The organism is Colwellia sp. BRX8-7, from assembly GCF_014077275.1.
Classification (GTDB): domain Bacteria; phylum Pseudomonadota; class Gammaproteobacteria; order Enterobacterales; family Alteromonadaceae; genus Colwellia_A.
The window spans coordinates 50,180-73,115 of the sequence record NZ_JACGVP010000009.1 but is presented as its reverse complement, the minus strand read 5'-3'; the positions used below and the strand labels follow the sequence as shown (position 1 = coordinate 73,115).

Sequence of the window (22,936 nt, the reverse complement as noted above, 5' to 3'; positions counted from 1 at the left end):
AGAAAACTCAATGGAAAATGCGACACAATAGCTGGTTTAATCATTTTTTTTGTCGAGATATTACTTATTTATAACAGCAGTATTTAATTTATTGAGAAAATAAGTTTAAGGCGTTTTAAAGGCTTGAGAAAGTAACTCTATACTGTCTTTTGTTACCTTTAACCATGCGCCTTGCTCATACCAATCACCCAAAACAATGCGCTGAGCAGGTAGGTTATTTGCTTGGATATGATGAATGTTAGGGCGGTGAGTATGTCCATGAATAAGTAACTGACAATGATGTAATTCAAGCTTGTCAATAACCTCTGTCTCGGTGACATCCATTATTTCTTGTGACTTCATTGCCGTTGCACTGGCGCTTTTTAAGCGATAATTTTCAGCAATACTTTTACGTACAAACAATGGTAAGTTTTTAATCATCGTTTGCCACCACCAAGAACGAGATTTCTTTCTAAAGGCTTGGTAAGCGATATCACGTGTACATAAAGTGTCACCATGCATAATAAGGACGGGTTTACCATAGAGATCAATAACATCCACTTCAGGTAATAACGTCATGCCACAAGCTTTGGCATAGCTTTTACCTAAGAGAAAGTCTCGGTTACCATGAATATAATAAATACGAGTACCTAGCATGCTTAATGTTTTTAGCGCGAGGGCTACTTCGACGACAAAAGGATTTTTATCATCATCACCAATCCAGTATTCAAATAAGTCACCTAATATATATAGTGTTTCGGCGTTAGGGGCATCTTTTTCAAGGAATGACAAAAAACAGGCCGTTATATCGGGCCTGTTTTGCGCTAAATGCAAATCAGCAATAAAGTAGGTTACTGATTTGTTGTTTATTGCGTTAGTCACTAATTTTTATTATTCAACAATCGCTGATTCAATAATGATTTCTTCTGTTGGTACATCGTCATGGAAACCCATACGGCCAGTTTCAACCAGAGTCATTTTATCAACAATGTCCATGCCTTCAACAACTTCGGCAAATACACAATAACCCCAACCTTGCACAGATTCGTTTTTAAAATTTAAAAAATCGTTGTCGCTTAAGTTGATAAAAAACTGAGCTGAAGCTGAATGTGGCTCTTGTGTTCTTGCCATCGCTAAAGTGCCACGCTTATTTTCTAAGCCATTACTTGCTTCGTTTTGAATGGTTTCACGAGAATCTTTTTCTTCTAAGCCAGAAGCAAAACCACCGCCTTGTGCCATAAAACCTTTAATGACACGATGAAAAATAGTGCCGTTGTAAAAACCGTCTTCAACATACTGCTGAAAGTTTTTTGCTGTAAGAGGTGCTTTATCAAAATTTAATTCAATTTTGATATCGCCTAAGTTTGTTTTTAAAATGATCATTTTATTTACTCTTCAATTTCGATGTGGGAATTGTAAACGAAAGCACAGAACTGTAAAGCAAACTTATGGATAATGTGTAGGTAAATAATGACCCTAGCGCTTTGTTCGGGTACAATTATCGAAAATTGATATAATTTTTATTAACTATTAATTACCCCTATTTTAATCGTGATCGGAGCCAGAAAATCTTATGTTACAGATATACAATACATTGACCCGCCAGAAGGAAGTTTTTACCCCAATTGAAGCAGGTAAAGTCGGTTTGTATGTGTGTGGTTGTACGGTTTACGATTTATGTCATATCGGTCATGGACGTACTTATATTAGCTTTGACAACATTGCTAGATACCTAAGGTTTTCTGGTTATGACGTAAATTATGTCCGTAATATTACCGATGTTGAAGATAAAATAATTAAGCGGGCACAAGAAAATAACGAAACACCAGACGAGCTTACCGAGCGTACTATTGCATTAATGCATGAAGACTTTGATAGTTTGAATATTGAACGACCAGATATAGAACCAAGAGTGACGACGCACATGGACGAAATTATTGCCATGATCGTCACACTTGTCGAAAAAGAGCATGCCTATGTCGCCACTAGTGGCGATGTGTTGTTTGCTGTGTCGAGCTTTGCAGACTACGGCAAACTCAGCGGTCAAAATTTAGAGCAATTACAAGCTGGCTCTCGTGTAGAAGTCGACGAAAGTAAGAGGTCACCACTGGATTTTGTTTTGTGGAAGTCAGCTAAGCCAGGCGATCCAAGTTGGGAATCACCTTGGGGAGCAGGGCGTCCTGGTTGGCATATTGAATGTTCAGCGATGAGCGCTAAAGAACTAGGTCATCATTTTGATATTCACGGCGGTGGCTCAGATTTACAGTTTCCACACCATGAAAATGAAGTAGCACAGAGTTGTTGTGCGCTTGATTCCCCTTACGTGAATTATTGGATCCATACTGGTATGGTGCAAGTTGACCAAGAAAAAATGTCAAAGTCACTCAATAATTTTTTCACTATTCGTGATGTGCTAAGCCAGTATGACTCAGAAACTGTTCGGTTCTTTTTAACCTCTGGACATTATCGTAGTCAGCTAAACTATTCTACAGATAATTTAGAACAGGCACGCTCTGCTCTAGAGCGTATTTACACGGCTTTGCGTGATGTTGAGGTGCTTGCTGATTTTTCACTAGATAAGGATGACACGTTTGTTGCTCAATTTATTAAAGTAATGAATGACGACTTTAATACACCACAAGCGTTAGCGGTATTATTTGATTTAGCCAAAGAGTTAAATGTCGCTAAAAATGAAAGCAGTGATAAGGCGCCTTATTTAGCCGCGACGCTTAAAGGTTTGGGAGAATTGATTGGTTTATTACAACTATCTCCAGCAAGTTTTTTACAAGGAAAAGGTGACAGCGATGAAGTCGCTGAAGTTGAAGCGTTAATAAAACAACGTAATGATGCGAGAGCAAGTAAAAACTGGTTATTAGCTGATGAAGCTCGAGATAAATTAGCGGCGATGAATATTATCGTTGAAGACAGTGCTGGCAAAACCACTTGGCGTAAAAGCTAATTTATAGCCGGTTAACAGCCAGTTGATAAAAAATGACACCTCAATAACACATTGTTATTGAGGTTTTTTGTTTTAAAAGGCATGTTACTTTTTAAATTAGATGATTTACGAAATACAATAATGTGTTAATTACTGGTTGTTTGCTGTCCAGCGTTTAATTATTTTAGCAATTTCGCCACTTTGTTTTAATTTGGTAATGGCTTCATTAATAAGATTAAGGGTTTCAATAGTACAGGATTCACGGCTTAACATAATATGAATATTATCTTGGTATATTTTTAATGAGTGCATCTCAAACTCATCTTGCAAAAAGTATTTTTCAGAGAACACTTTCATCGTTACAGGGTCGACCAAAAATCCGTCGATGTGACCTTTTAGCAATAGTGCTACATTTTGCTCTAGGTCGATAACGTTATTAATATGGCTTTGAAAGTCTTTGGTTGTAATAAGTTTTTGAAATTCCTCACCATAAAAATATCCCCCTTCAACACCAATCATATAATTAGAATTAGCCAGATCACCTAATGTCTCGAGCTTAATTTTATCAGCCATGCCTTTTTTGACAAAAAGATTAACTTTCTCAAGACGATAAGGTAGAGAAAAATAGGCGTTTTCTTCTCGTTCAAGCGTATAGGATGCACCCATCGCCATATCCATTTTGCCTGTTTTTATGTATTGTAAATGTCTTTTCCAAGGCAGTTCAGTGAAGGTTACCTTGAAATTAGTTTCTTTAATAATCGCATTGAAAATATCGAAATCTAAACCAACAAGTTCTTGTTTTTTATTGTGGTATTGATAGGGATACCATAACTCCCAACCAACCGCATAATCTCTTGAAGGAGCAGTGTGAGCAGGACTATTTACAATCAATAATAGAACTAAGAGTATATATTTTTTCATTCTCTTTCTTCCATGCATCAGCTAATTAATGAATCGAGATCCTGATATTACGGTAACTTTATTTGCCTATAAATGCTTTATAGACAAATTTATATCATCATATTGCACTATCAATGGTACCAACAGCAACAATTTGTTACATCTACATTGACATAAGCTTAATTTAAAAGCAAAAAAATGCAGTTGCTGTCAATAAAAATAAATTAATATTGGCGTTGAAACTATTAATTATTCGCTAGATAAACAGTAATACGGCTAGATTTAGCTGGCTCTGTAGTTTTTCGCTGCTTAACAGCGAACGCGTCTAATTTATTATTGCTAAAGTCAATTTAGCTGATTCTCATCGCCGTTTCTATGGCGTTATAACGCCTTATTATTTGATACTTTCCTAACCATTACATAAGTCGATGATGTTGCACTTGCAATATCATGGGTTTGTACTAATGTATCTTTAACGATTAGTTTAACGATACTTGGAGATAGTTATGGCGTTAGTCGAGCCACTTACTGGCGATGAAAATGAAGACATTACTGAGCTTGCCCGTTTCTTTAATGAAACGTTAGGTTTTTGTCCGAATAGTGTACTGACCATGCAACGGCGCCCAGCTGTAGCTAAGGCTTTTATTAGTTTAAATATTGCTGTAATGGCAAATGAAGGTAGAGTAACCGCTGAACAAAAACGTTTGGTGGGTTATATAACCAGTGCTAATACAGGTTGTCGCTATTGCGAGGCACATACAATTTTAGCGGCAGAGCGCTATGGTGGAACTGACCAAAGGTTAGCTGATATTTGGTCTTTTCGAACAAGTGATAACTACAGTAAAGCGGAGAAAGCAGCGTTTGAATTTGCGCTTGCGGCTTCAAGTGTACCCAATGCTGTTGACGATAGTATATCTGGCGAACTACATAAATACTGGGATAACGGTGAAATTATTGAAATTCTTAGCGTTATATCTTTATTTGGCTTTTTAAATCGTTGGAATGACTCTATGGGGACAACCATGGAAACAGGGGCTGTTGATGCAGGTAGTCGACTATTGAACGAGTCAACATGGACTCAAGGTAAGCATACTTAAGGTTATTGGTGAAAACCAATAGTGATTTTCTATTGGTTTTCTATTAGGAAATGTCCCAAGCGACGGGTGTTTATCTTATGTTTTTGTCGTTGTAACTGTCTTTTTCTATGGGAACTTTGTACTTGTCGTCTAATTTTATTGTTCATTATGACTCTCTTTGAAGTTATCTACTTACTTAGTATTGCTTAACTATGTTTCACTTTGATGACAACGTAAAAGTTATTGAGTGAAACAACAGCTAACTTCACATTAACACAGATTATCAACTTAAGTTATTCTATTATAGCGATGGCTTGCGTTTCCAACGGTTCAGGAAGAACATATTCTCTTGATTTATTATCCATCCAAGTCAAGGTATCGTAGTAACGTCTGATGTTTTCAACATAATTTACCGCTTCATCACCACGGGCATAACCGTATCGAGTTGGCTTGTAATATTTTTTTTGTTTAAGTAATGGTAAGCGATCTTTAACCTCTACCCAGCGGTCGGGATCACCACCTTGTTTTTCTGTTATTTTTCGTGCGTCATTTAAATGACCTAAACCAATATTATATGAGGCAAGTGCAAACCATAAACGGTCAGGGAAAGGTACTCTATCGGGCATTCTATCGATCATTTGTTTAAAGTATTTAGCGCCACCACGAATACTTTGTTCAGCATCTAAGCGACTTTTAATACCCATTTGCTTAGCCGTTGGTAAAGTTAACATCATCATACCACGCACACCTGTATACGAGCGGGCGTGAGGTTCCCAATGAGATTCTTGATAACTAATCGCGGCCAATAATCGCCAGTCAATCTCTTGGCTATACTTTTCAAAGAGCGGTTGGTATTGAGGCAGTTTACCTTCAACCGCTTTAATAAACATTCGGGTATCAACATAATTAAACTCTTCAACATGACCATAATATTTGTCATTAAGTGCTAATAATGTACCGTCGTGGTGTACTTTGCCAAAAAATTCAACAAGACTGGCATAGATTGATTGGTCATTATTTTTTCTAACTGCCCAAGCCAAAGGTTGTGGTTTTTTTATGGTAAAGCCAATGCTGATTTCAGGATAATAGCGGCGATTAACTGCTAGGGTATTGCTGTCGATAATGGTGTAGTCAATTTCTTCTGATAAAACTTTCAGTAATAATTCTTCGCTATCGAATTCATCACTGATTTGCCAAGTTAACTCACGATGGCTATTTTTTAATTGAATAAGATTTTCTTCATGGCTTGAATGCGCCATGATCAATAAATTCCCCGTTAAATCTTCTATGTCACGAGGTCGAATGCCGCCCTGTTTAAAAACAAGTTTTTGGCTGATATCATCATAACTAGGAGAGAAATTATATTTTTGACGTCTTTTATCGGTCACAGCTAAGCCTGCTGCTAATATATCGACTTGGCCGCTGTCTAATTTATCAAAAAGTTCTTCAAGGCTGTAGCTAGGCACTACTTTTAATTCAACACCTAATGAGTCTGCATAATTTTTTACCAGCTCATATTCAAAACCTGCAGCGTCTTCAGCTTCTAGATAATAACTGGTTAAGCCATAAATAGTACCGACCTTAATATAGCCACGCTCAATTATTCGCTGCAAACTGGCATTATCTTCTGTTGGCTGACAGCCGAATAGCAAAAAAGTACTCAAGAAGAATATGCTTACAAACTTGCTGATTTTTTTAACTATTTTAAAATTTATCTTAATCATATAAGGTCATTGTGGCGTGATTCCAGCTTTATTCAAAGCACTTTTTATCAATTATCAAGATTAACTGTTTAAGTTAATCTTTTAACGCTTATCAAAACCCTTTATATAAACTATAATATGCGCGATTTTTCTTCCATTATTTTAACTGCGAAAACGCAACTAAAATAAAACTAAACTGGTGATTACGTTTATGACGATGTTGATGAAAACCCTTCGCGGCGCTCCTGCTCTTTCAGACTTTCGAGTTAAAAAGTTATTGGCTCAATGCGCTGAATTAGAACTTCCTGTGACAGATATTTATGCTGAATTCACACACTTTGCACATATTTCAGCTGATCTTAGCGACGAAGAGTTTCAAGTTTTACAGCAACTTCTTAAGTATGGACCAAACATTAAAGAACATGAACCTGTTGGTCAATTTTTATTGGTTACTCCGCGTCCGGGTACTATTTCTCCTTGGTCTTCAAAATCAACAGATATTGCTCATAATTGTGGTCTAGCGAAAGTTAACCGTTTAGAACGAGGTATTGCTTATTATATTACCAGCAAACCTTTGGATGCAAAGCAGCAGGCTCAACTTAATCATTTAATTTCAGATCGAATGATGGAAACGGTCTTTACTGAGATGTCAGCAACTACTGCGCTTTTTGCGACGGCTGAACCCAGTGAATTAACCGTTATAGATATTGAAAATGGTGGTAAAAACGCATTAATGGCTGCTAACGTCGAATTAGGCTTAGCGCTAGCAGAAGATGAAGTAAATTATTTATTCGAAAACTTTACCAAATTAGGTAGAAACCCACACGACATCGAACTCTACATGTTTGCTCAAGCAAACTCTGAACATTGTCGTCATAAAATATTCAATGCTGACTGGACTATTGATGGTGTTAAACAGCCGAAATCGCTGTTTAAAATGATCCGTAATACCCATGAAATAAACCCTGACTTTGTCTTAAGTGCCTATAAAGATAACGCTGCCGTTATGGTCGGTAATAAGGGTGGTCGTTTCTTCCCTAATCCAGCAACCAACGTTTATAGTTATCATCACGAAGACATTCAAATTTTAATGAAAGTTGAAACGCATAATCACCCAACAGCTATTTCTCCTTACCCTGGAGCAGCGACAGGCTCAGGTGGTGAAATTCGTGATGAAGGCGCGACAGGTATTGGTTCCAAGCCCAAAGCAGGTTTAGTGGGCTTTTCAGTATCAAATTTACGCATTCCTAATTTTGTTCAACCCTGGGAAACTGATTTTGGTAAACCAGATCGTATCGTTTCAGCATTAGACATTATGTTGGAAGGTCCTTTAGGCGGAGCGGCATTTAATAATGAATTTGGCCGTCCAGCTATTTTAGGTTATTTCCGTACTTACGAAGAAGAAGTTAACTCGTTTAATGGCTCAGAGGTTCGTGGTTACCATAAACCCATCATGCTAGCCGGTGGTTTGGGTAATATTCGTGACGAACACGTACAAAAGCGTGAAATTATTGTTGGTGCTCACTTAATCGCACTTGGTGGTCCGGCAATGAATATCGGTTTAGGTGGCGGAGCAGCATCATCAATGGCTTCTGGCCAATCAGCCGAGAACCTCGACTTTGCTTCTGTGCAACGTGAAAATCCAGAAATGGAACGTCGTTGCCAAGAAGTTATCGATAAGTGTTGGCAGCTTGGCGAAGACAACCCTATCGCTTTTATTCATGATGTTGGCGCAGGTGGTTTATCTAATGCATTCCCTGAATTAGTGTCTGATGGCGGTCGTGGCGGTGTTTTTGAACTGCGTAATGTTCCTAATGATGAACGCAGCATGGCTCCTCATGAAATCTGGTGTAACGAATCTCAAGAACGTTATGTTATTGCGGTATCAGACAAGAATTTAGCAACTTTTGAACAAATATGTCTTCGTGAACGCGCACCATTCTCAGTGGTAGGGCGTGCAACCGAAGAGGAACACTTAACGGTTACTGATGCACATTTTTCTGGTAATGCTAAATGCGATACCCCGATTGATTTGCCGCTTGAAGTCTTATTAGGCAAAACGCCTAAAATATTTAAAGATGTCGCCACAGCTAAAGCAGCAGGTGATGTGTTCTCTTTAACGGACATTGCCTTAGCGGATGCCGCGGACCGCATATTGTCATTACCGACAGTTGCAGAAAAAACGTTCCTGATCACCATTGGCGATCGCTCGGTAACAGGTATGGTTAATCGTGATCAAATGGTTGGTCCTTGGCAAGTACCTGTCGCCGATTGTGGTGTTACCGCCTCTGCGCTTGACTCTTATCATGGCGAAGCGATGTCTTTGGGTGAACGTACACCGGTCGCATTATTAAACTTTGGCGCTTCTGCTCGTTTAGCGGTCGCTGAATCACTAACTAATATTGCCGGTACAGATATCGGTGATTTAAACCGTATAAAATTGTCTGCTAACTGGATGTCACCCGCAGGTCACCCAGGTGAAGATGCTGGTTTATACGAAGCGGTTAAAGCCATCGGCGAAGAACTTTGTCCTGCGCTTGGCTTAACTATTCCGGTTGGCAAAGACTCAATGTCAATGAAAACCAAATGGGAAGATAACGGCGAAGAAAAATCAGTCACTTCACCTATGTCATTAATCATTACTGCTTTTGGTGTTGTTGAAGATATTCGAAAAACAGTCACCCCTGAGTTAAGAATAGATCAAGGCGAGACTCGAATTCTAGCTATTGATTTATCAAAAGGTAAAAAGCGCTTAGGTGGCTCATGTTTAGCACAGGTTTATAAGCACTTGGGTAATGAAACCCCCGATGTAGATTGTCCTGAAACCTTAAAAGGCTTCTTTAATGCTATGCAAACCTTGGTTCGTGATGAAAAGCTTATTGCTTATCACGATATTTCTGATGGTGGTTTATTCACAACTGTCGTTGAAATGGCTTTTGCTGGTCACACCGGTGTTGATATTGATTTAACAAAATTAAGCTCAGTTTCAGGTAATGACATTGACGTATTGTTTAATGAAGAGCTCGGCGCTGTTATTCAAATTCGTGAAAGCGATGTTGCAGCGATTGATGCTATTTTAGCGGCTCATGGAATTTTAGATTGTTGTACTGATATCGGCCGCATTAATAACGAAGATACGCTTCGCTTTAGCCGTGATGGCAAGGTAGTACTTGAAAATTCTCGTACTTACTATCGTACCGTCTGGGCACAAACCACCTACAGAATGCAGTCACTGCGTGATAACCCTGAATGTGCTCAACAAGAACATGATGTTAAGTACGATACCGAAGACCCAGGTTTACATGCTGAGCTTACTTTTGATATTAATGAGGATATTGTTGCTAAGTTAATTGCACAAGATTCATTGCAGGGCACTAACCCTAAAATTGCGATATTGCGTGAGCAGGGCGTTAACTCTCATGTTGAAATGGCGGCCTCTTTTGACCGTGCTGGTTTTGTTGCCATTGACGTGCATATGTCTGATATTTTATCAGGGCGTGCCGATTTAGCTGACTTTAACGGTTTAGTCGCTTGTGGTGGTTTCTCTTACGGCGATGTATTAGGTGCTGGCGAAGGTTGGGCAAAATCTATCTTGTTTAACAAAGATGCTAAAGCCATGTTCAAAGCCTTTTTCGAACGCCAAGATACTTTTACTTTAGGTGTTTGTAATGGTTGTCAGATGTTATCTAACCTGAAAGAAATTATTCCAGGTTCAGCAGCGTGGCCACATTTTGTACAAAACAAATCTGAACGTTTTGAAGCACGTTTCTCATTAGTTGAAATTCAAGAAAGCCCCTCAGTATTATTTAAAGGCATGTCAGGTTCTCGTATGCCGATTGCTGTTTCTCATGGTGAAGGTCATGCAGAATTTAGTTCTGAAGAAGCCATTGGTGCAGCCAATGATTCTGGCACGGTTTCAATGCGTTATGTTGATAACTATGGTCAAGTTACTGAAACTTACCCAGCTAACCCGAACGGCTCGCCAGACGGTATTACCGCCCTAACCACAACAGACGGCCGTGTTACTATTATGATGCCACACCCTGAGCGTGTTTTTAGAACGGTTGCAAACTCATGGCACCCAGATGAATGGCAAGAAGACTCACCTTGGGTACGCATGTTCCGTAATGCGCGTGCTTTTATTGGTTAATTTTTTTGAGTGTGTCTAGTTAAAAATAATGCACTTAACCATTTAATGCCGTTCACTTAAGGTGAACGGTATTTTTTTGTCTAAAATTATTTTAATCAGAAAATTATTTATAGGGTTGTTTTAATAAGAAAATAATTTTTGCTCAGTGGTGTGGTTTATTTGCATGGTTATTAGATTGCTTTAATGCTAACAAGTCACAATGTAAGTTATTTAAAACATAATCAAGCGTGTGACCTTTAATTCTAGATAACCATCCTTGGTGTTCCCCATATCCCATAACCACAACATTCACATTATATTTATTTGCTAAAGATGGAATAATATCATCGGCTAATCCTTCCTCAACGTGTAAATTTTCACCTTTAAAATGATAGGGTTTAACGAATGATGTCAGATGATCTAAATGATTTTTAGATTGTTTCATTGACTTCATTGACTTCATTGGCTGAAAGGAAACACTGCAACTTTCTAAATAACAATTAAACAAATGAATATCACTCATTAATAGTTTTGCTAAATCAGATGATTTTTCAATAATTTCATTATTAAATGTTTTATGCGTTACGGTATTTTCCTCTGTTTCAATAGCCGCTAGTACATTGCCATTATTTAACCATTGATGGTCACCAACGAATAAAACTGATGTATCTGAAACACGTAATAAATGCGTATACTCTGCTTGTTCAAACGTCCAAAGGTGTGGTGCTTTTTTTAGGTTTTCTGCTACCACCAAGTCATACTGATTTTCCTTTAGTTGCTTTTTTAGCGTGATAAATTGATCGCGCTCCTCCCGTATTTTATAGTTAATAGAAATACCTTCTTGTTTGGCAAGATGAATTAAGCTATTAATTTTTTCTTCATTAACTAACTCAGTCGTTGTTTTATGATTAAGCCAGCGTTGATAGCGAGAAGGTTTTTCTTTTGTTGCTAAAACAGTGACGCGAGCGTGATTATTTTTAGCCAAAAGTATCGATTTTTTTAGTGAAATTAAATCGCTCGTTCTAGGTTTAACTAGCGTTAATATATTTGAGAAGCTATCCATGGAAGTGTCTCCAGTTACTTTAAAAGCAAATAATTAAATATAGTTTATTTATGAAAATAGGTTATGTAGCCACAAGACTTATTTAAACTTAAAAAGGAAGGATTTATAATAAAATAATCATAAAAAGTAGAACATATATACAGATTTTAATTGTTGATTTTAGTTTATTGAAAATATTAGCGTTAATTGTAAAATTAATTATAAAGCGTAATTTTACTTAACTGATTTGATTTCAATTTATTTAACTTATCGACAATAGTGTAAAAATATAGGTACGGAAAATAGCATGCTGACTATAACTATTGTTGCACTTGCAATATCTGTACAGTGTTATATCCTGCTAGCTATTGGTATTAAAAAAATGGATAAATCTCGATGCAAGATCATGACTCAAGCCCGCTCACCGATTACATTGAATACCCTGTTGAAGAAATGCGCTTGCGTTCTGAAAACTTCTACTTGGATATAAAGCGTCGCCATAGCATTCGCAATTTTAGCGATCGCCCTGTGCCTAAAGAGATTATAGAAAACTGTATAAAAGCTGCTGCAACGGCGCCAAGTGGTGCTAATCATCAACCTTGGCACTTTGTCGCTGTACATAGTAGCGATATAAAAAAGAAAATTAGAGAACAGGCTGAATTTCATGAACGAGGCTTTTATGAAGGCCGAGCAGGTGAAGAGTGGCTAGGTGCTTTAAAAGCGCTCGGCACAGATGCTAATAAACCTTACTTAGAAAATGCACCATGGCTTATCGCCATATTCAGCCAAAAGAAAGGTGGCATAAGTTCAACAGAGAAAAACACTAACTATTATGTTCATGAATCTGTTGGGATCGCGACGGGCTTTTTAATTAATGCCTTGCATACCTCTGGTTTAGTGACGCTAACCCATACACCAAAACCTATGTCTTTTTTAAGTAAAGTGTGTGGACGTCCAGAAAATGATCGCGCTTATATGTTACTTATTACCGGCTATCCAAGCGAAGATGCTACGGTGCCTCAGCATGCTTTAGTTAAAAAACCACTGAATGAAATTGCGACTTTTTTGTAGTCCTTATTTTAAAACCCCGAGGTACTCTCATTACTATATCTGCCAGAAATAAAGCGTTTAGACTAACGAAAGAAATAGCTGAACCCTTAGATTTAACCAAGCACTTACCGTTTAGAGTCGCGGTTGTTAGCAATTTACTCGCTTTAAATCGTGACTGGAAAATTCGTGAACTCTGTGATCTAGAACCCAGAGAAATGCGCGTTCTATTAAATATTGGCTCATACATGCCGATTAAATCAGCGGACATTGCTTATCAATCTCGTATTGATTCTTATAATGTTAGTCGTGCAGTAAAAGCATTAGATAAAAAAGGTTTAATCGACATTCGTCGAGATGAAAAAAGTAAAAACATTAAAATTTTAGCCCTAAATGACCAAGGTAAGGCATTATATCAACAGCTTACTACCGCGATGGAGTTGCGTTCAAAAGAGCTTGAAAGTGTTTTAACCGCTGATGAAACTAGTGCTTTTTATAATACGCTCAGTAAAATTGAAGATAAAGTCGAACAATTACTAGCGAAACAAGCGCTCACTAAAATAGCGCAAGGTGAAGATGCTCCTGGCGATCAAAAAGAATTAATTCGTTGGTACAAAAAAGGGCGAAGTGGTGATGTGGGTTAAATAGCGCTGATGTAAAATTTTTACCCGTTCAACATAAATTTCAGTTTCAGGGAAAGGGGGCACGCCGTTATACCTTTTAACAGCACCTTCGCCTGTATAGGCCGCTGAAACTAACGTAATATTACCACCGTACTTTCTTATCAAACGTGCTAAATGTTTACTGCCTGCGCTAATATTTTGTTTAGCATCGAATGAATTCCTAACGCCTAACGCTTTAGCTGTTGCCGGCATTAACTGCATGAGCCCTTGTGCGCCAGTTTTAGACAAAGCTTGTGGGTCAAAGTGTGATTCGGCATGAATGACCGCAAGAATAAGGGCAGGGTCAATTTTATAAAGCTTTGCCTGTTGATTAATGGTTGATCTGAAATGATCGATAAATAAACGCGTGTTATGCCAGTTAACCATAGCGTTAAGTTTACAGGCAAAGCAACCTATGCTGACCTGTTGATAACTTGAGGTACTAGGGGGAATATCAGAAAAAGAGCTGATGCCTTTTTCTGATTGATATTGGTAAACTCTCACACTATCTTCTGCAATGACATGATGAGTGAAGCACATAAATAGGAACAATAAGCCACAAGATAATTTCAATAAAACGCTCTAGATTGAAGTAACAATAATACTGAGTATAGCGCTTATTTTTGTACTAACTTCGCTTGCTGTTTTAGCGCTTTTTTCTCAGCTCTGCGGCGTTTAAAAAAAGCAGACAGTAATTGGCTACATTCTTCTGCCATTATGCCACAAGACAGCACAATTTGATGATTATGCTTTTCATCAGACAATAAATTAAAGGCACTACCTGCAGCGCCTGTTTTTAAGTCTGGCGTCGCGTACACCACGCGTTTAATTCGGCTATGTACCAATAAACCAGCACACATTGGGCAAGGCTCCAATGTTACATAGAGCGTACAGTCGAGCAGACGGTAGTTTTGTAAAGCTAAGCCAGCTCGGCGTATCGCAACCATTTCAGCGTGGGCTGATGGGTCGTTAAGTGTAATCGACTGATTGTAGCCTTCACTTATCACTTGATTATTAGCGACAACCACAGCACCAACGGGGATTTCGTTAATCGCTTCTGCTTGTTGGGCAAGCTCAAAAGCTCGTTGCATAAACACTTGGTCTAATGCTTGTTGTGCTTCACTATCCATCACTATAAAAACATCTCGAGTAAGTCATTTAAATAGCGATGACCTAATTTACTGACTTGCCAAGTGCCATCATTGTTTTCTTGCATCAATTGTTTTTGTTTAGCGACTTGCAATGTCGGTAAGACAGTTTCAATTGATAAGCCTGTTCTTTGTTGATATTCCGTTAAGCTAAAACGTTCATGTAAGCGCAGTCTGTTCATCATATATTCAAAAGGTAATTCTTGTGCACTGACTTCAACTAAATGATCTAAGTGTGGACGACTCTCGTCTAAGTAACCTTTAGGGTGTTTTACTTTGATGGTACGGAAAATTTTACCATTAAGTGGATCTGTTATTTTGCCATGTGAGCCACAGCCAATGCCCAGATAATCACCAAACTGCCAGTAATTGATATTATGCTGACATTCAAAGCCGGGTTTACTGTAAGCCGATATTTCGTATTGCTGATAACCCGCGGCAGCTAATAAGGCGATACCTTGATCTTGAATATCCCAAAGTACTTCGTCTTCAGGCAACTTAGGCGGGCGAGAATGAAAAGCGGTATTGGGTTCTATTGTTAACTGATACCAAGATAAATGGGTTGGATTCAGTGAAATAGCGGTGGTTAAATCATCAAGGGCGTTAGCAATGTTTTGCTGTGGTAAGCCATGCATCAAGTCAAGATTAAAGGTTTTTATACCACAAGAATAAGCCAACTCGGCTGCTTTTTTTGCTTGGTTACTGTCATGAATTCGACCTAATTTTATTAGTTTGTCAGATTCAAAACTTTGTACACCAATCGATAGTCTTGAAACACCACCATTAAAGAAGCCAATAAACTTTTCAGCTTCAACGGTGCCTGGGTTCGCTTCTAACGTTATTTCAATGTCATCTTTATGTGAGAAGCGCGCAAGGACTTGGGTTAATAAACTTTCAATCGCCTGTGCAGAAAATAAGCTCGGTGTACCACCACCAATAAAAATAGTGTGTAATGGGCGATCACTTAGAGAGAACTTGGCGATATCTGCATCTAAATCATCAATAAGATGTTTTACATACTCTTCTTCTGGAACCGCTGATTTCAAAGCATGTGAGTTAAAATCACAATATGGGCATTTTTCAACACACCAAGGGATATGGATATATAAAGAAAGCGGGGGCGCTTGTAGCATTATTATTTAACACCAAAATGTTGTACAAGCTTAGCAAGTGCTTGGCCGCGGTGACTTAAACTATTTTTTAAATCGCGAGGCAATTGTGCTGAAGTTTGTTGCTGCAGCTCTTGCCAAAAAATAGGATCATAACCAAAACCTTGCTCGCCCAATTTTTCATGGGTAATTGTGCCTTCCCAAACGCCATGACAAATTATCGGCGTTGGATCGTGCTCGTGTTTCATATAAACCAGCACACAATGAAAACGAGCGGTACGTAGTTCATTAGGTATATTCTCTAATGCTTTTAACAGTTTTTCAGTATTGTCACTATCACTAGCGTTTTCACCCGCGTAACGCGCCGAATAAACCCCCGGTGCGCCATTTAATGCATCAACCTCTAAACCTGAGTCGTCAGCGATTGCCGGTAAGCCCGTTATTTTAGCTGCATGACGCGCTTTAATGATGGCATTTTCAACAAAAGTAGTGCCTGTTTCTGCCACTTCACTGACATTAAATTCACTTTGGGGTTTTATTTCAATGTTATGTGCGGCTAATAAATGGCTAAGCTCTTTAACTTTACCTGGGTTGCCTGTGGCTAATACGATGGTTGACATTTTGTACCTTGAGCGTGTAGAAATGAAAAAGTAAAATCAGGTAAAACCTGATTTTATATATTAATTATTTGTATGCAATTAGTGATTAATCAACATAAAATTTCTGTTTGAATTTAAGCTGGTGGGTTTCTTTGCCGTCACTAATGGTGATATCAAAGTAAAAGGTTTCTTCGTTGGTGTAATTAACTTGTGCTAAATAATAAATAGCATCACCTTCTTTTACTTCGTCAAATTCAAGGGTTTTGATTTGACCAATATCATTTCGAGCTGTTCCTTGTATGGTTACTGCTTTAGCTGGCGTCGACGGTTTAGTATCGTTTAAAACCGAAATATTAATTAAACCGTTAAAACGACTACGTTCAATATCATAAGCTTTTGCTACTTTTGGAGTTAAAAATGTGGCATTTATTGCCATATAATGAACTTGCATCGAACCCAATTTTTTCATGTTTTCAGCAAAAACGTTACTGGCTAGGGTCAATGAAACTAAAATAATAAATAAACAGGTTTGAAAGATATTTTTCATAATGTGTTCCTTTTTGTTTTAATGATCCATACATTTAATAAGACAGGTTTTATAGCCAAATTATTACAAAACCTGTTTTATTGTTTCTACGTTATTATAGCATTGCCCAACCTGGAATGGCGCCAGATAGGAAAATATTAATTACGTTTAGTAATAAGAAAGCAATAAGTATAGATAAGTCTAAACCGCCAATGCTGGGTACAATACGTTTTATCGGTTTTAAAAACGGTTCAGTTAACTGCTGGAAAATAGCTTGCGTAGGATTATAACCCTGAACTACCCAACTCATTAATGCCATAACGAGCATTAACATAAATAGCAATACACCGGTTTGTTTAATTAAATAGATAAGACCTAAGTATAGCGCCGAAATAATATTGATATCTCCACCATTAAGTAATGGGATAAGAATAAACTTTAACGCTGCTACGGCAAAAGCTAACAACAATGTTGATACATCAATACCACCAAAACCAGGTATAACGCGGCGAAGCGGAATAACGGCTGGGTTGGTTACTTTTACAATAAACTGGCTTAACGGGTTATAAAAATCAGCACGGACCAATTGTAACCATACACGTAAAACTAACAACATTAATAATGCGTCAAAGGCAAAGCTCAGCAAATAATTAATGGCTTCCATCTACTTCTCCAAAACTTAATAATTAATAAAATTCAAACGGTATTAAACGTTATTTTGCGCCATTTCTTTAGCGCGATGCAATGCACTGTTCATTGCATTTGTTACTATTTTATCCAAACCATCATCTATAAAAGAATTAATAGCAGCATTGGTTGTACCACCTTTTGAGGTGACCTTAGCACGTAATTCGCTGATTGGAATATCGTTGTTGACCACCATTTGCGCAGCACCTAAAGCCGTTTGCTGTACTAATTCACGGCTTTCTTTTGCTGAAAAACCTAACGCTATCGCTTGTTTTTCCATTGCTTCCATAAACAAAAAGAAATAGGCAGGCGCTGAGCCAGAAACCGCGATAATATTGTCAATTTCATCTTCAGTGGCTAACCACTTGATAATACCTACCGAACTCATTAGTTCTTCGGCAACCTGTTTTTGTTGAGTATTAACATTTTCGTCGGCATATAAACCAGTAACACCTAAACCAATCTGTGAGGGGGTATTGGGCATAGTACGAATAATGCCACAAGGTTTGGCTAAGGCTTTTTGCATTTGTGCAACAGTGCAGCCAGCAGCAACGGAAATAAAGCACTTGTTGCTAATATCAATTTCTTGGCTGATTTTTTGGCAAACCTCAGCAATAAAGTGAGGTTTAACACCAAGTACAATAAAATCTGCAAAATTAGCCGCAACGATATTGTCTGCTGTTTCTTTAATACCAAGTTGCTCTTGTAAAGCCAGTCGCTTCTCAGGTGAAGGATTTGATACGATAATATCTTGAGCGGCAAAGCCTGTGTTTACTAAGCCAGAAATAATTGCGCCATTCATGTTACCAGCGCCAATAAAAGCAATTTTTGTCATGAAATACCTATGATAAATAAGAATGTGAATATTTTAACTATTGTAACGAATTATACTTAAAGAAAGTGAAATAGATTGTATCCGAATATAACTATTTATCTTCTCTAGCGCCAAAAATGGCTGAGCCAACTCTGACCATAGTAGAACCTTTGGCAATAGCGTCACTCAAGTCACCTGACATGCCCATCGATAAAGTATCCATACTAGGATGTTCTTTTTTTAATTGCGTATATAGTTGCTGCATTTTTTCAAAACTTTGTTCCGAGGCATTTTTCTCAGGGATAGCCATTAAGCCGCGCAGGGTTAAATGTGGGCAATGCTCAATACAATCAACTAACGCTTTAATATCTTTAACGGCTATGCCAGACTTGCTTTCTTCGCCACTAATATTGACTTGTAAACAAACGTTGAGGGGAGTATCTTGGCTAGACCTATGATCATTAAGGCGTTTTGCTACTTTAATGCGGTCAACACTATGTACCCAAGCAAAGTTATCGGCAATTAATCGTGTTTTGTTTGACTGTATAGGACCAATAAAATGCCAAGTAATGTCGGACAAACTTTGTAATTCTGCTATTTTTTCAACGGCTTCTTGAATATAGTTTTCACCAAATTCTCGTTGGCCCGCTAAATAAGCTTGTTCGATCATGGCACTGGTTTTGGTTTTACTTACCGCGAGTAAGGTCACCTGTGAAGATGGACGTTTTGCTAGCTCGCAAGCATTAAAAATTTGCAGATTTATCTTAGCAAGATTATCTTTAATGGGTGTCATATTGTTTTGTGTCAATTTAGTTTCAACTTACTTTATATTATAAAAAATAATTATTAAGAGGTCTTTTTATGGATATTACCGAATTACTTGCCTTTAGTGTGGAAAATAATGCATCTGATCTACATTTATCTGCAGGCACTCCGCCTTCAATTCGTGTTGACGGTGACGTACGTAAACTCAATATCCCAGCATTTGACGAGAAAGATGTTAATGCTCTGGTCTATGATATTATGAATGATCGTCAACGCAAAGAGTATGAAGAAAATTTAGAAGTCGATTTTTCTTTTGAAGTGCCAAATTTAGCACGTTTTCGTGTCAATGCTTTTAATCAAAATCGTGGCCCTGCAGCGGTATTTCGTACTATTCCAAGCAAAATATTATCCTTAGATGATTTAGGCTGTCCTGATATCTTTCGTGAAATTTCTGATATACCTCGCGGCTTAGTTTTAGTCACGGGCCCAACAGGCTCAGGTAAATCAACCACTTTAGCGGCTATGGTCGATTATATTAATAACAACAAACACGATCATATTCTTACCATTGAAGATCCTATTGAGTTTGTTCACGAAAACAAAAAATGTTTAATAAACCAACGTGAGGTTCATCGCGATACACTAAGTTTTGAAGCTGCTCTGCGCAGTGCTTTACGTGAAGACCCTGATGTTATTCTTGTTGGTGAAATGCGCGACTTAGAAACCATTCGTTTAGCGATGACAGCGGCGGAAACCGGCCACTTAGTTTTTGGTACTTTACATACAACCTCTGCACCAAAAACCATCGACCGTATCATTGATGTTTTCCCCGGTGAAGAGAAATCTATGGTGCGTTCAATGTTGTCAGAATCACTTCGTGCGGTTATTTCACAAACCTTGATTAAAAAAGTGGGTGGGGGTCGTGTTGCCGCTCATGAGATAATGTTAGGTGTTCCTGCAATAAGAAATTTAATTCGTGAAGACAAAATAGCGCAGATGTACAGTGCCATTCAAACCGGTATGTCTCATGGTATGCAAACCATGGATCAGTGCTTGCAAGGTCTAGTGAATAGAGGCCTGATAACTAAACAAGATGCGATGGAAAAAGCAGTTGATAAAAATCAGTTTAGAGGTTTCTAATTTAGAGGTTTCTAAAGCCAGCTCAAACCATGGGTATCTATTGCTTGCAAGGTCTAGTGAATAGAGGCCTGATAACTAAACAAGATGTGATGGAAAAAGCAGTTGATAAAAATCAGTTTAGAGGTTTCTAATTTAGAGGTTTCTAAAGCCAGCTCAAACCATGGGTATCTATTGTCTAAAAGGTCTAGTGAATAGAGGCTTAATAACTAAGTAAGATGCGATGGAAAAAGCAGTGGATAAAAATCAATTTAGAGACTTTTTAAAGCACGCTAAAATCACTTTAGAGGTTTTTAAAACTAGCTCAAACCCTAGGTGTCTATTACTTCACATTACGGTTTAAAAGATAAGAGAAAGATCAATGAATTTTCATGACTTATTACAAAAGATGGTAAAAGAAGGTGCCTCTGATATGTTTGTTACCGCTAAGCTTGCGGTAAGCGCGAAAGTAAATGGCGAGTTACAAGCAATCGATGATCACCTTTTAACAAGCGATGAATCGTTAGCGCTTGTTCATAACGCAATGAACGATAAACAGAAAAAGCAATTTACTGAAGAGAAAGAATGTAACTTTGCCATTTCAATTGACGACATTGGCCGCTTCCGTATTTCAGCCTTTTGGCAACGCGATATGGCAGGTATGGTTGTCCGACGTATCGTCACAGAAATTCCTGATGCTGACGAACTCGGTTTACCGCCAATCTTAAAAGATGTAGTCATGTCAAAGCGCGGTTTAGTACTTTTTGTTGGTGGCACGGGTACGGGTAAATCAACATCAATGGCTTCATTGATTGGTTATCGTAATAAAAATTCGCGTGGCCATATTCTTACCATTGAAGACCCTGTTGAATTTGTTCATGAACATGCGCGTTGTATGGTAACGCAACGAGAGGTTGGCTTAGACACTGAAAGTTTCGATGCGGCCTTAAAAAGCTCATTACGCCAAGCACCCGATGTTATCTTAATTGGTGAGATCCGTAACCAAGAAACCATGGAACATGCGTTAAGCTTTGCTGAAACCGGGCACTTATGTATCGCAACCTTGCATGCAAATAATGCTAACCAAGCGATTGACCGTATTATGCATTTAGTGCCTGCGGATCAACATGGCAAGTTATTGTTTGATTTAGCGTTAAATTTACGCGGTATTATCGCTCAGCAACTGATCCCTACCTGCGACGGTAACGGGCGTGTTGCGGCGATTGAGATCTTACTTAACTCGCCTTATATCGCTGAACTTATTAAAAAAGGTGATATTGGTAGTATTAAAGAAGTGATGGAAAAGTCTAAAGAACTTGGCATGCAGACCTTTGATGGTGCTTTGTTTGAGTTGTATCAAAAAGGCTCAATAAACTATGCTGATGCATTGCATCATGCTGATTCACCTAATGATTTACGCTTGATGATTAAGTTGCGCAGTAATGAGCAAGGAGGCACCGGTGCATTAAGTGGCGTGACCATTGACGGTTTTGGCCCTAAAGATATTTAGTTAACAGATACTTATGAAACATTGCTAGGTGTTAAGCTAAGTTTCTTGAACAGTGTAACAATAGATAGTCAAACTACTTGACGCATGAGCTTTATGTGGTTTGACTATATTGCTATTTTCTAGTCGTAAAGCGTTTCAAAATAGCTTTCAATAATTAATCTTGCTGACTCAGCATCAATATTATCCTTTTTTAAATTACGATAGCCTCCTGCGGCAAATAAACGTTCTTTGGCATCTGCTGTGGTTAAACGTTCATCTTGAAATTCTACCTTCAGGGCGAATTTATTCGATAAGCGGTTACCAAATTTTTTGGCATCAAGGGTTAATTGTTGCTCACTACCATCCATATTTAAGGGTAATCCCACTACTAAATAGTCAGGTTGCCATTCTTTAATAAATTTTGTTAATTCCATCTCATTAGGAATACCTTCTTTAGCTCTAATCGAGCCTAAAGGAGAGGCACTTCCGGTCATTTCTTGGCCAACAGCAACGCCAATATATTTTTTACCAAAATCAAAACCTAAAACGGTGCGTTGGCCGACATCTTTTGACACTTATTATTCCTCAATGTTGTTAAGCATGGCCAATATCCGTAGATAAATGAGCCATATCAATACCTAGTTTTTCTGTGGCTTTTTTCCAGCGCTGCTCAATCGGTGTATTAAAAACAATATCACCATCGGCAGGGGTTAAAAGCCAGGCGTTAGTTTTTATTTCTTCTTCTAATTGACCAGGCCCCCAACCAGCATAACCTAAGGTAACCATATATTTTTCAGGCGCACCTTCTGTTCCTAACGCCATTAAAATATCTTTAGAGGTGGTGATCATGACCTCTTTACTTAGCGATAACGATTGTTTCCAGCAATCTTGTGGGCTATGTAGAACAAAACCTCGGTCTTGAGAAACAGGACCTCCGGTTAGCACTTGTTGACCTAACTCAGGTGCTTGTTCTTTTTTAGCATCTATCTGGATGAGCAATTCGTTTAAAGTGACGTTAACGGGTAAGTTAATAATAAGACCCATAGCGCCTTCTTCATTGTGCTCACAAATATAAGTTACGGTTTTATTAAAATAGGCATCGTCTAATGCAGGCATTGCAATTAATAGTTGATTTTCTAAGCTTTCCATACCATCACCTTTTACACTTTAAGTTTTAAACAAACTCTATGTATCATTGTTTTTATAG

General features: G+C 38.1%; 22 protein-coding genes. 7 read left to right on the top strand and 15 right to left on the bottom strand.

Going from position 1 to position 22,936, the window contains the following annotated elements; translation table 11 throughout:
- Positions 1-105: 105 nt before the first annotated feature.
- Both H4J57_RS10440 and H4J57_RS10435 read right to left on the bottom strand, forming a co-directional pair.
- Entirely contained in the window at positions 106-861 is a 756-nt protein-coding gene (locus tag H4J57_RS10440) for a UDP-2,3-diacylglucosamine diphosphatase (RefSeq protein WP_310733718.1), read from the bottom strand.
- A gap of 9 nt (positions 862-870) precedes the next feature.
- Positions 871-1,362 carry a peptidylprolyl isomerase gene (locus H4J57_RS10435; protein ID WP_070374269.1) on the bottom strand — a complete coding sequence of 164 codons (492 nt, stop codon included), beginning with the start codon at positions 1,360-1,362 and terminating at the stop codon, positions 871-873.
- A 190-nt stretch (positions 1,363-1,552) separates the two neighbouring features.
- Here H4J57_RS10435 and cysS point away from each other — a divergent pair, with 190 nt between their 5' ends.
- The gene (cysS, locus tag H4J57_RS10430; RefSeq protein ID WP_182222186.1) at positions 1,553-2,938 is read left to right on the top strand and encodes a cysteine--tRNA ligase; all 1,386 of its coding nucleotides are present in this window, start codon (positions 1,553-1,555) and stop codon (positions 2,936-2,938) included.
- A 129-nt stretch (positions 2,939-3,067) separates the two neighbouring features.
- Here cysS and H4J57_RS10425 read toward each other — a convergent pair whose 3' ends face one another.
- A complete protein-coding gene (locus tag H4J57_RS10425) occupies positions 3,068-3,838 on the bottom strand; it encodes an ABC transporter substrate-binding protein (RefSeq protein ID WP_182242782.1) in 771 nt (256 codons plus the stop codon).
- Positions 3,839-4,323: 485 nt separating this feature from the next.
- On the opposite strand from H4J57_RS10425, the gene H4J57_RS10420 reads away from it, so the two are divergent.
- Positions 4,324-4,914 carry a carboxymuconolactone decarboxylase family protein gene (locus H4J57_RS10420; protein ID WP_182242780.1) on the top strand — a complete coding sequence of 197 codons (591 nt, stop codon included), beginning with the start codon at positions 4,324-4,326 and terminating at the stop codon, positions 4,912-4,914.
- Positions 4,915-5,186: 272 nt separating this feature from the next.
- Here H4J57_RS10420 and mltF read toward each other — a convergent pair whose 3' ends face one another.
- A complete protein-coding gene (gene mltF / locus H4J57_RS10415) occupies positions 5,187-6,557 on the bottom strand; it encodes a membrane-bound lytic murein transglycosylase MltF (protein WP_259364767.1) in 1,371 nt (456 codons plus the stop codon).
- A 262-nt stretch (positions 6,558-6,819) separates the two neighbouring features.
- On the opposite strand from mltF, the gene purL reads away from it, so the two are divergent.
- Complete coding sequence (gene purL, locus H4J57_RS10410; protein WP_182242886.1) at positions 6,820-10,746, top strand: phosphoribosylformylglycinamidine synthase; 3,927 nt, start codon at positions 6,820-6,822, stop codon at positions 10,744-10,746.
- 142 nt (positions 10,747-10,888) lie between these two features.
- On the opposite strand, the gene H4J57_RS10405 is transcribed toward purL, so the two are convergent.
- Positions 10,889-11,788 (bottom strand): universal stress protein, encoded by a 900-nt coding sequence (locus H4J57_RS10405; RefSeq protein WP_182242778.1) that lies wholly within the window; start codon positions 11,786-11,788, stop codon positions 10,889-10,891.
- Positions 11,789-12,163: 375 nt separating this feature from the next.
- On the opposite strand from H4J57_RS10405, the gene H4J57_RS10400 reads away from it, so the two are divergent.
- Positions 12,164-12,838 (top strand): nitroreductase family protein, encoded by a 675-nt coding sequence (locus H4J57_RS10400; RefSeq protein WP_182213965.1) that lies wholly within the window; start codon positions 12,164-12,166, stop codon positions 12,836-12,838.
- 5 nt (positions 12,839-12,843) lie between these two features.
- Complete coding sequence (locus H4J57_RS10395) at positions 12,844-13,458, top strand: MarR family transcriptional regulator (RefSeq protein WP_182222232.1); 615 nt, start codon at positions 12,844-12,846, stop codon at positions 13,456-13,458.
- On the opposite strand, the gene H4J57_RS10390 is transcribed toward H4J57_RS10395, so the two are convergent.
- The 8 genes from H4J57_RS10390 to H4J57_RS10355 form a co-directional block, all read right to left on the bottom strand.
- A complete protein-coding gene (locus tag H4J57_RS10390; RefSeq protein ID WP_182242776.1) occupies positions 13,414-14,049 on the bottom strand; it encodes a lytic transglycosylase domain-containing protein in 636 nt (211 codons plus the stop codon). The genes H4J57_RS10395 and H4J57_RS10390 overlap by 45 nt on opposite strands.
- A 44-nt stretch (positions 14,050-14,093) precedes the next feature.
- Positions 14,094-14,606, bottom strand: coding sequence for a tRNA adenosine(34) deaminase TadA (gene tadA, locus H4J57_RS10385; RefSeq protein ID WP_182213961.1), 513 nt, complete (start codon positions 14,604-14,606; stop codon positions 14,094-14,096).
- 2 nt (positions 14,607-14,608) lie between these two features.
- Positions 14,609-15,757, bottom strand: a complete 1,149-nt coding sequence (gene hemW / locus H4J57_RS10380; RefSeq protein WP_182213959.1) for a radical SAM family heme chaperone HemW — start codon at positions 15,755-15,757, stop codon at positions 14,609-14,611.
- A gap of 2 nt (positions 15,758-15,759) precedes the next feature.
- Complete coding sequence (locus tag H4J57_RS10375; RefSeq protein ID WP_182213957.1) at positions 15,760-16,353, bottom strand: XTP/dITP diphosphatase; 594 nt, start codon at positions 16,351-16,353, stop codon at positions 15,760-15,762.
- Between the two features lie 85 nt (positions 16,354-16,438).
- Positions 16,439-16,879: a DUF4426 domain-containing protein gene (locus H4J57_RS10370; RefSeq protein ID WP_182242774.1), complete on the bottom strand. Its 441-nt coding sequence runs from the start codon at positions 16,877-16,879 to the stop codon at positions 16,439-16,441.
- A 94-nt stretch (positions 16,880-16,973) separates the two neighbouring features.
- Entirely contained in the window at positions 16,974-17,522 is a 549-nt protein-coding gene (locus H4J57_RS10365) for a YggT family protein (protein ID WP_070374256.1), read from the bottom strand.
- A gap of 42 nt (positions 17,523-17,564) precedes the next feature.
- Entirely contained in the window at positions 17,565-18,380 is an 816-nt protein-coding gene (proC, locus tag H4J57_RS10360; RefSeq protein WP_070374255.1) for a pyrroline-5-carboxylate reductase, read from the bottom strand.
- A 91-nt stretch (positions 18,381-18,471) separates the two neighbouring features.
- Complete coding sequence (locus H4J57_RS10355; protein ID WP_182214126.1) at positions 18,472-19,152, bottom strand: YggS family pyridoxal phosphate-dependent enzyme; 681 nt, start codon at positions 19,150-19,152, stop codon at positions 18,472-18,474.
- 68 nt (positions 19,153-19,220) lie between these two features.
- Between H4J57_RS10355 and H4J57_RS10350 the strand changes: the two genes are divergently transcribed.
- The gene (locus tag H4J57_RS10350) at positions 19,221-20,264 is read left to right on the top strand and encodes a type IV pilus twitching motility protein PilT (protein ID WP_070374253.1); all 1,044 of its coding nucleotides are present in this window, start codon (positions 19,221-19,223) and stop codon (positions 20,262-20,264) included.
- A 358-nt stretch (positions 20,265-20,622) separates the two neighbouring features.
- Positions 20,623-21,750, top strand: coding sequence for a PilT/PilU family type 4a pilus ATPase (locus H4J57_RS10345; RefSeq protein WP_182213955.1), 1,128 nt, complete (start codon positions 20,623-20,625; stop codon positions 21,748-21,750).
- A 119-nt stretch (positions 21,751-21,869) separates the two neighbouring features.
- Here the strand turns inward: H4J57_RS10345 and ruvX are convergent, their stop codons facing one another.
- The gene (gene ruvX / locus H4J57_RS10340; RefSeq protein WP_070374251.1) at positions 21,870-22,304 is read right to left on the bottom strand and encodes a Holliday junction resolvase RuvX; all 435 of its coding nucleotides are present in this window, start codon (positions 22,302-22,304) and stop codon (positions 21,870-21,872) included.
- 19 nt (positions 22,305-22,323) lie between these two features.
- The gene (locus tag H4J57_RS10335) at positions 22,324-22,878 is read right to left on the bottom strand and encodes a YqgE/AlgH family protein (protein WP_070374250.1); all 555 of its coding nucleotides are present in this window, start codon (positions 22,876-22,878) and stop codon (positions 22,324-22,326) included.
- Positions 22,879-22,936: the final 58 nt, after the last annotated feature.

Coding starts and splice junctions, on each gene's coding strand:
- cysS (WP_182222186.1), top strand. CDS start 1,553: ATGTTACAGATATACAATACATTGACCCGCCAGAAGGAAGTTTTTACC.
- H4J57_RS10370 (WP_182242774.1), bottom strand. CDS start 16,879: ATGAAAAATATCTTTCAAACCTGTTTATTTATTATTTTAGTTTCATTG.
- H4J57_RS10425 (WP_182242782.1), bottom strand. CDS start 3,838: ATGAAAAAATATATACTCTTAGTTCTATTATTGATTGTAAATAGTCCT.
- H4J57_RS10375 (WP_182213957.1), bottom strand. CDS start 16,353: ATGTCAACCATCGTATTAGCCACAGGCAACCCAGGTAAAGTTAAAGAG.
- tadA (WP_182213961.1), bottom strand. CDS start 14,606: ATGGATAGTGAAGCACAACAAGCATTAGACCAAGTGTTTATGCAACGA.
- H4J57_RS10335 (WP_070374250.1), bottom strand. CDS start 22,878: ATGGAAAGCTTAGAAAATCAACTATTAATTGCAATGCCTGCATTAGAC.
- H4J57_RS10355 (WP_182214126.1), bottom strand. CDS start 19,152: ATGACACCCATTAAAGATAATCTTGCTAAGATAAATCTGCAAATTTTT.
- H4J57_RS10400 (WP_182213965.1), top strand. CDS start 12,164: ATGCAAGATCATGACTCAAGCCCGCTCACCGATTACATTGAATACCCT.
- proC (WP_070374255.1), bottom strand. CDS start 18,380: ATGACAAAAATTGCTTTTATTGGCGCTGGTAACATGAATGGCGCAATT.
- purL (WP_182242886.1), top strand. CDS start 6,820: ATGAAAACCCTTCGCGGCGCTCCTGCTCTTTCAGACTTTCGAGTTAAA.
- H4J57_RS10365 (WP_070374256.1), bottom strand. CDS start 17,522: ATGGAAGCCATTAATTATTTGCTGAGCTTTGCCTTTGACGCATTATTA.
- H4J57_RS10405 (WP_182242778.1), bottom strand. CDS start 11,788: ATGGATAGCTTCTCAAATATATTAACGCTAGTTAAACCTAGAACGAGC.
- hemW (WP_182213959.1), bottom strand. CDS start 15,757: ATGCTACAAGCGCCCCCGCTTTCTTTATATATCCATATCCCTTGGTGT.
- H4J57_RS10350 (WP_070374253.1), top strand. CDS start 19,221: ATGGATATTACCGAATTACTTGCCTTTAGTGTGGAAAATAATGCATCT.
- H4J57_RS10420 (WP_182242780.1), top strand. CDS start 4,324: ATGGCGTTAGTCGAGCCACTTACTGGCGATGAAAATGAAGACATTACT.
- H4J57_RS10345 (WP_182213955.1), top strand. CDS start 20,623: ATGAATTTTCATGACTTATTACAAAAGATGGTAAAAGAAGGTGCCTCT.
- H4J57_RS10435 (WP_070374269.1), bottom strand. CDS start 1,362: ATGATCATTTTAAAAACAAACTTAGGCGATATCAAAATTGAATTAAAT.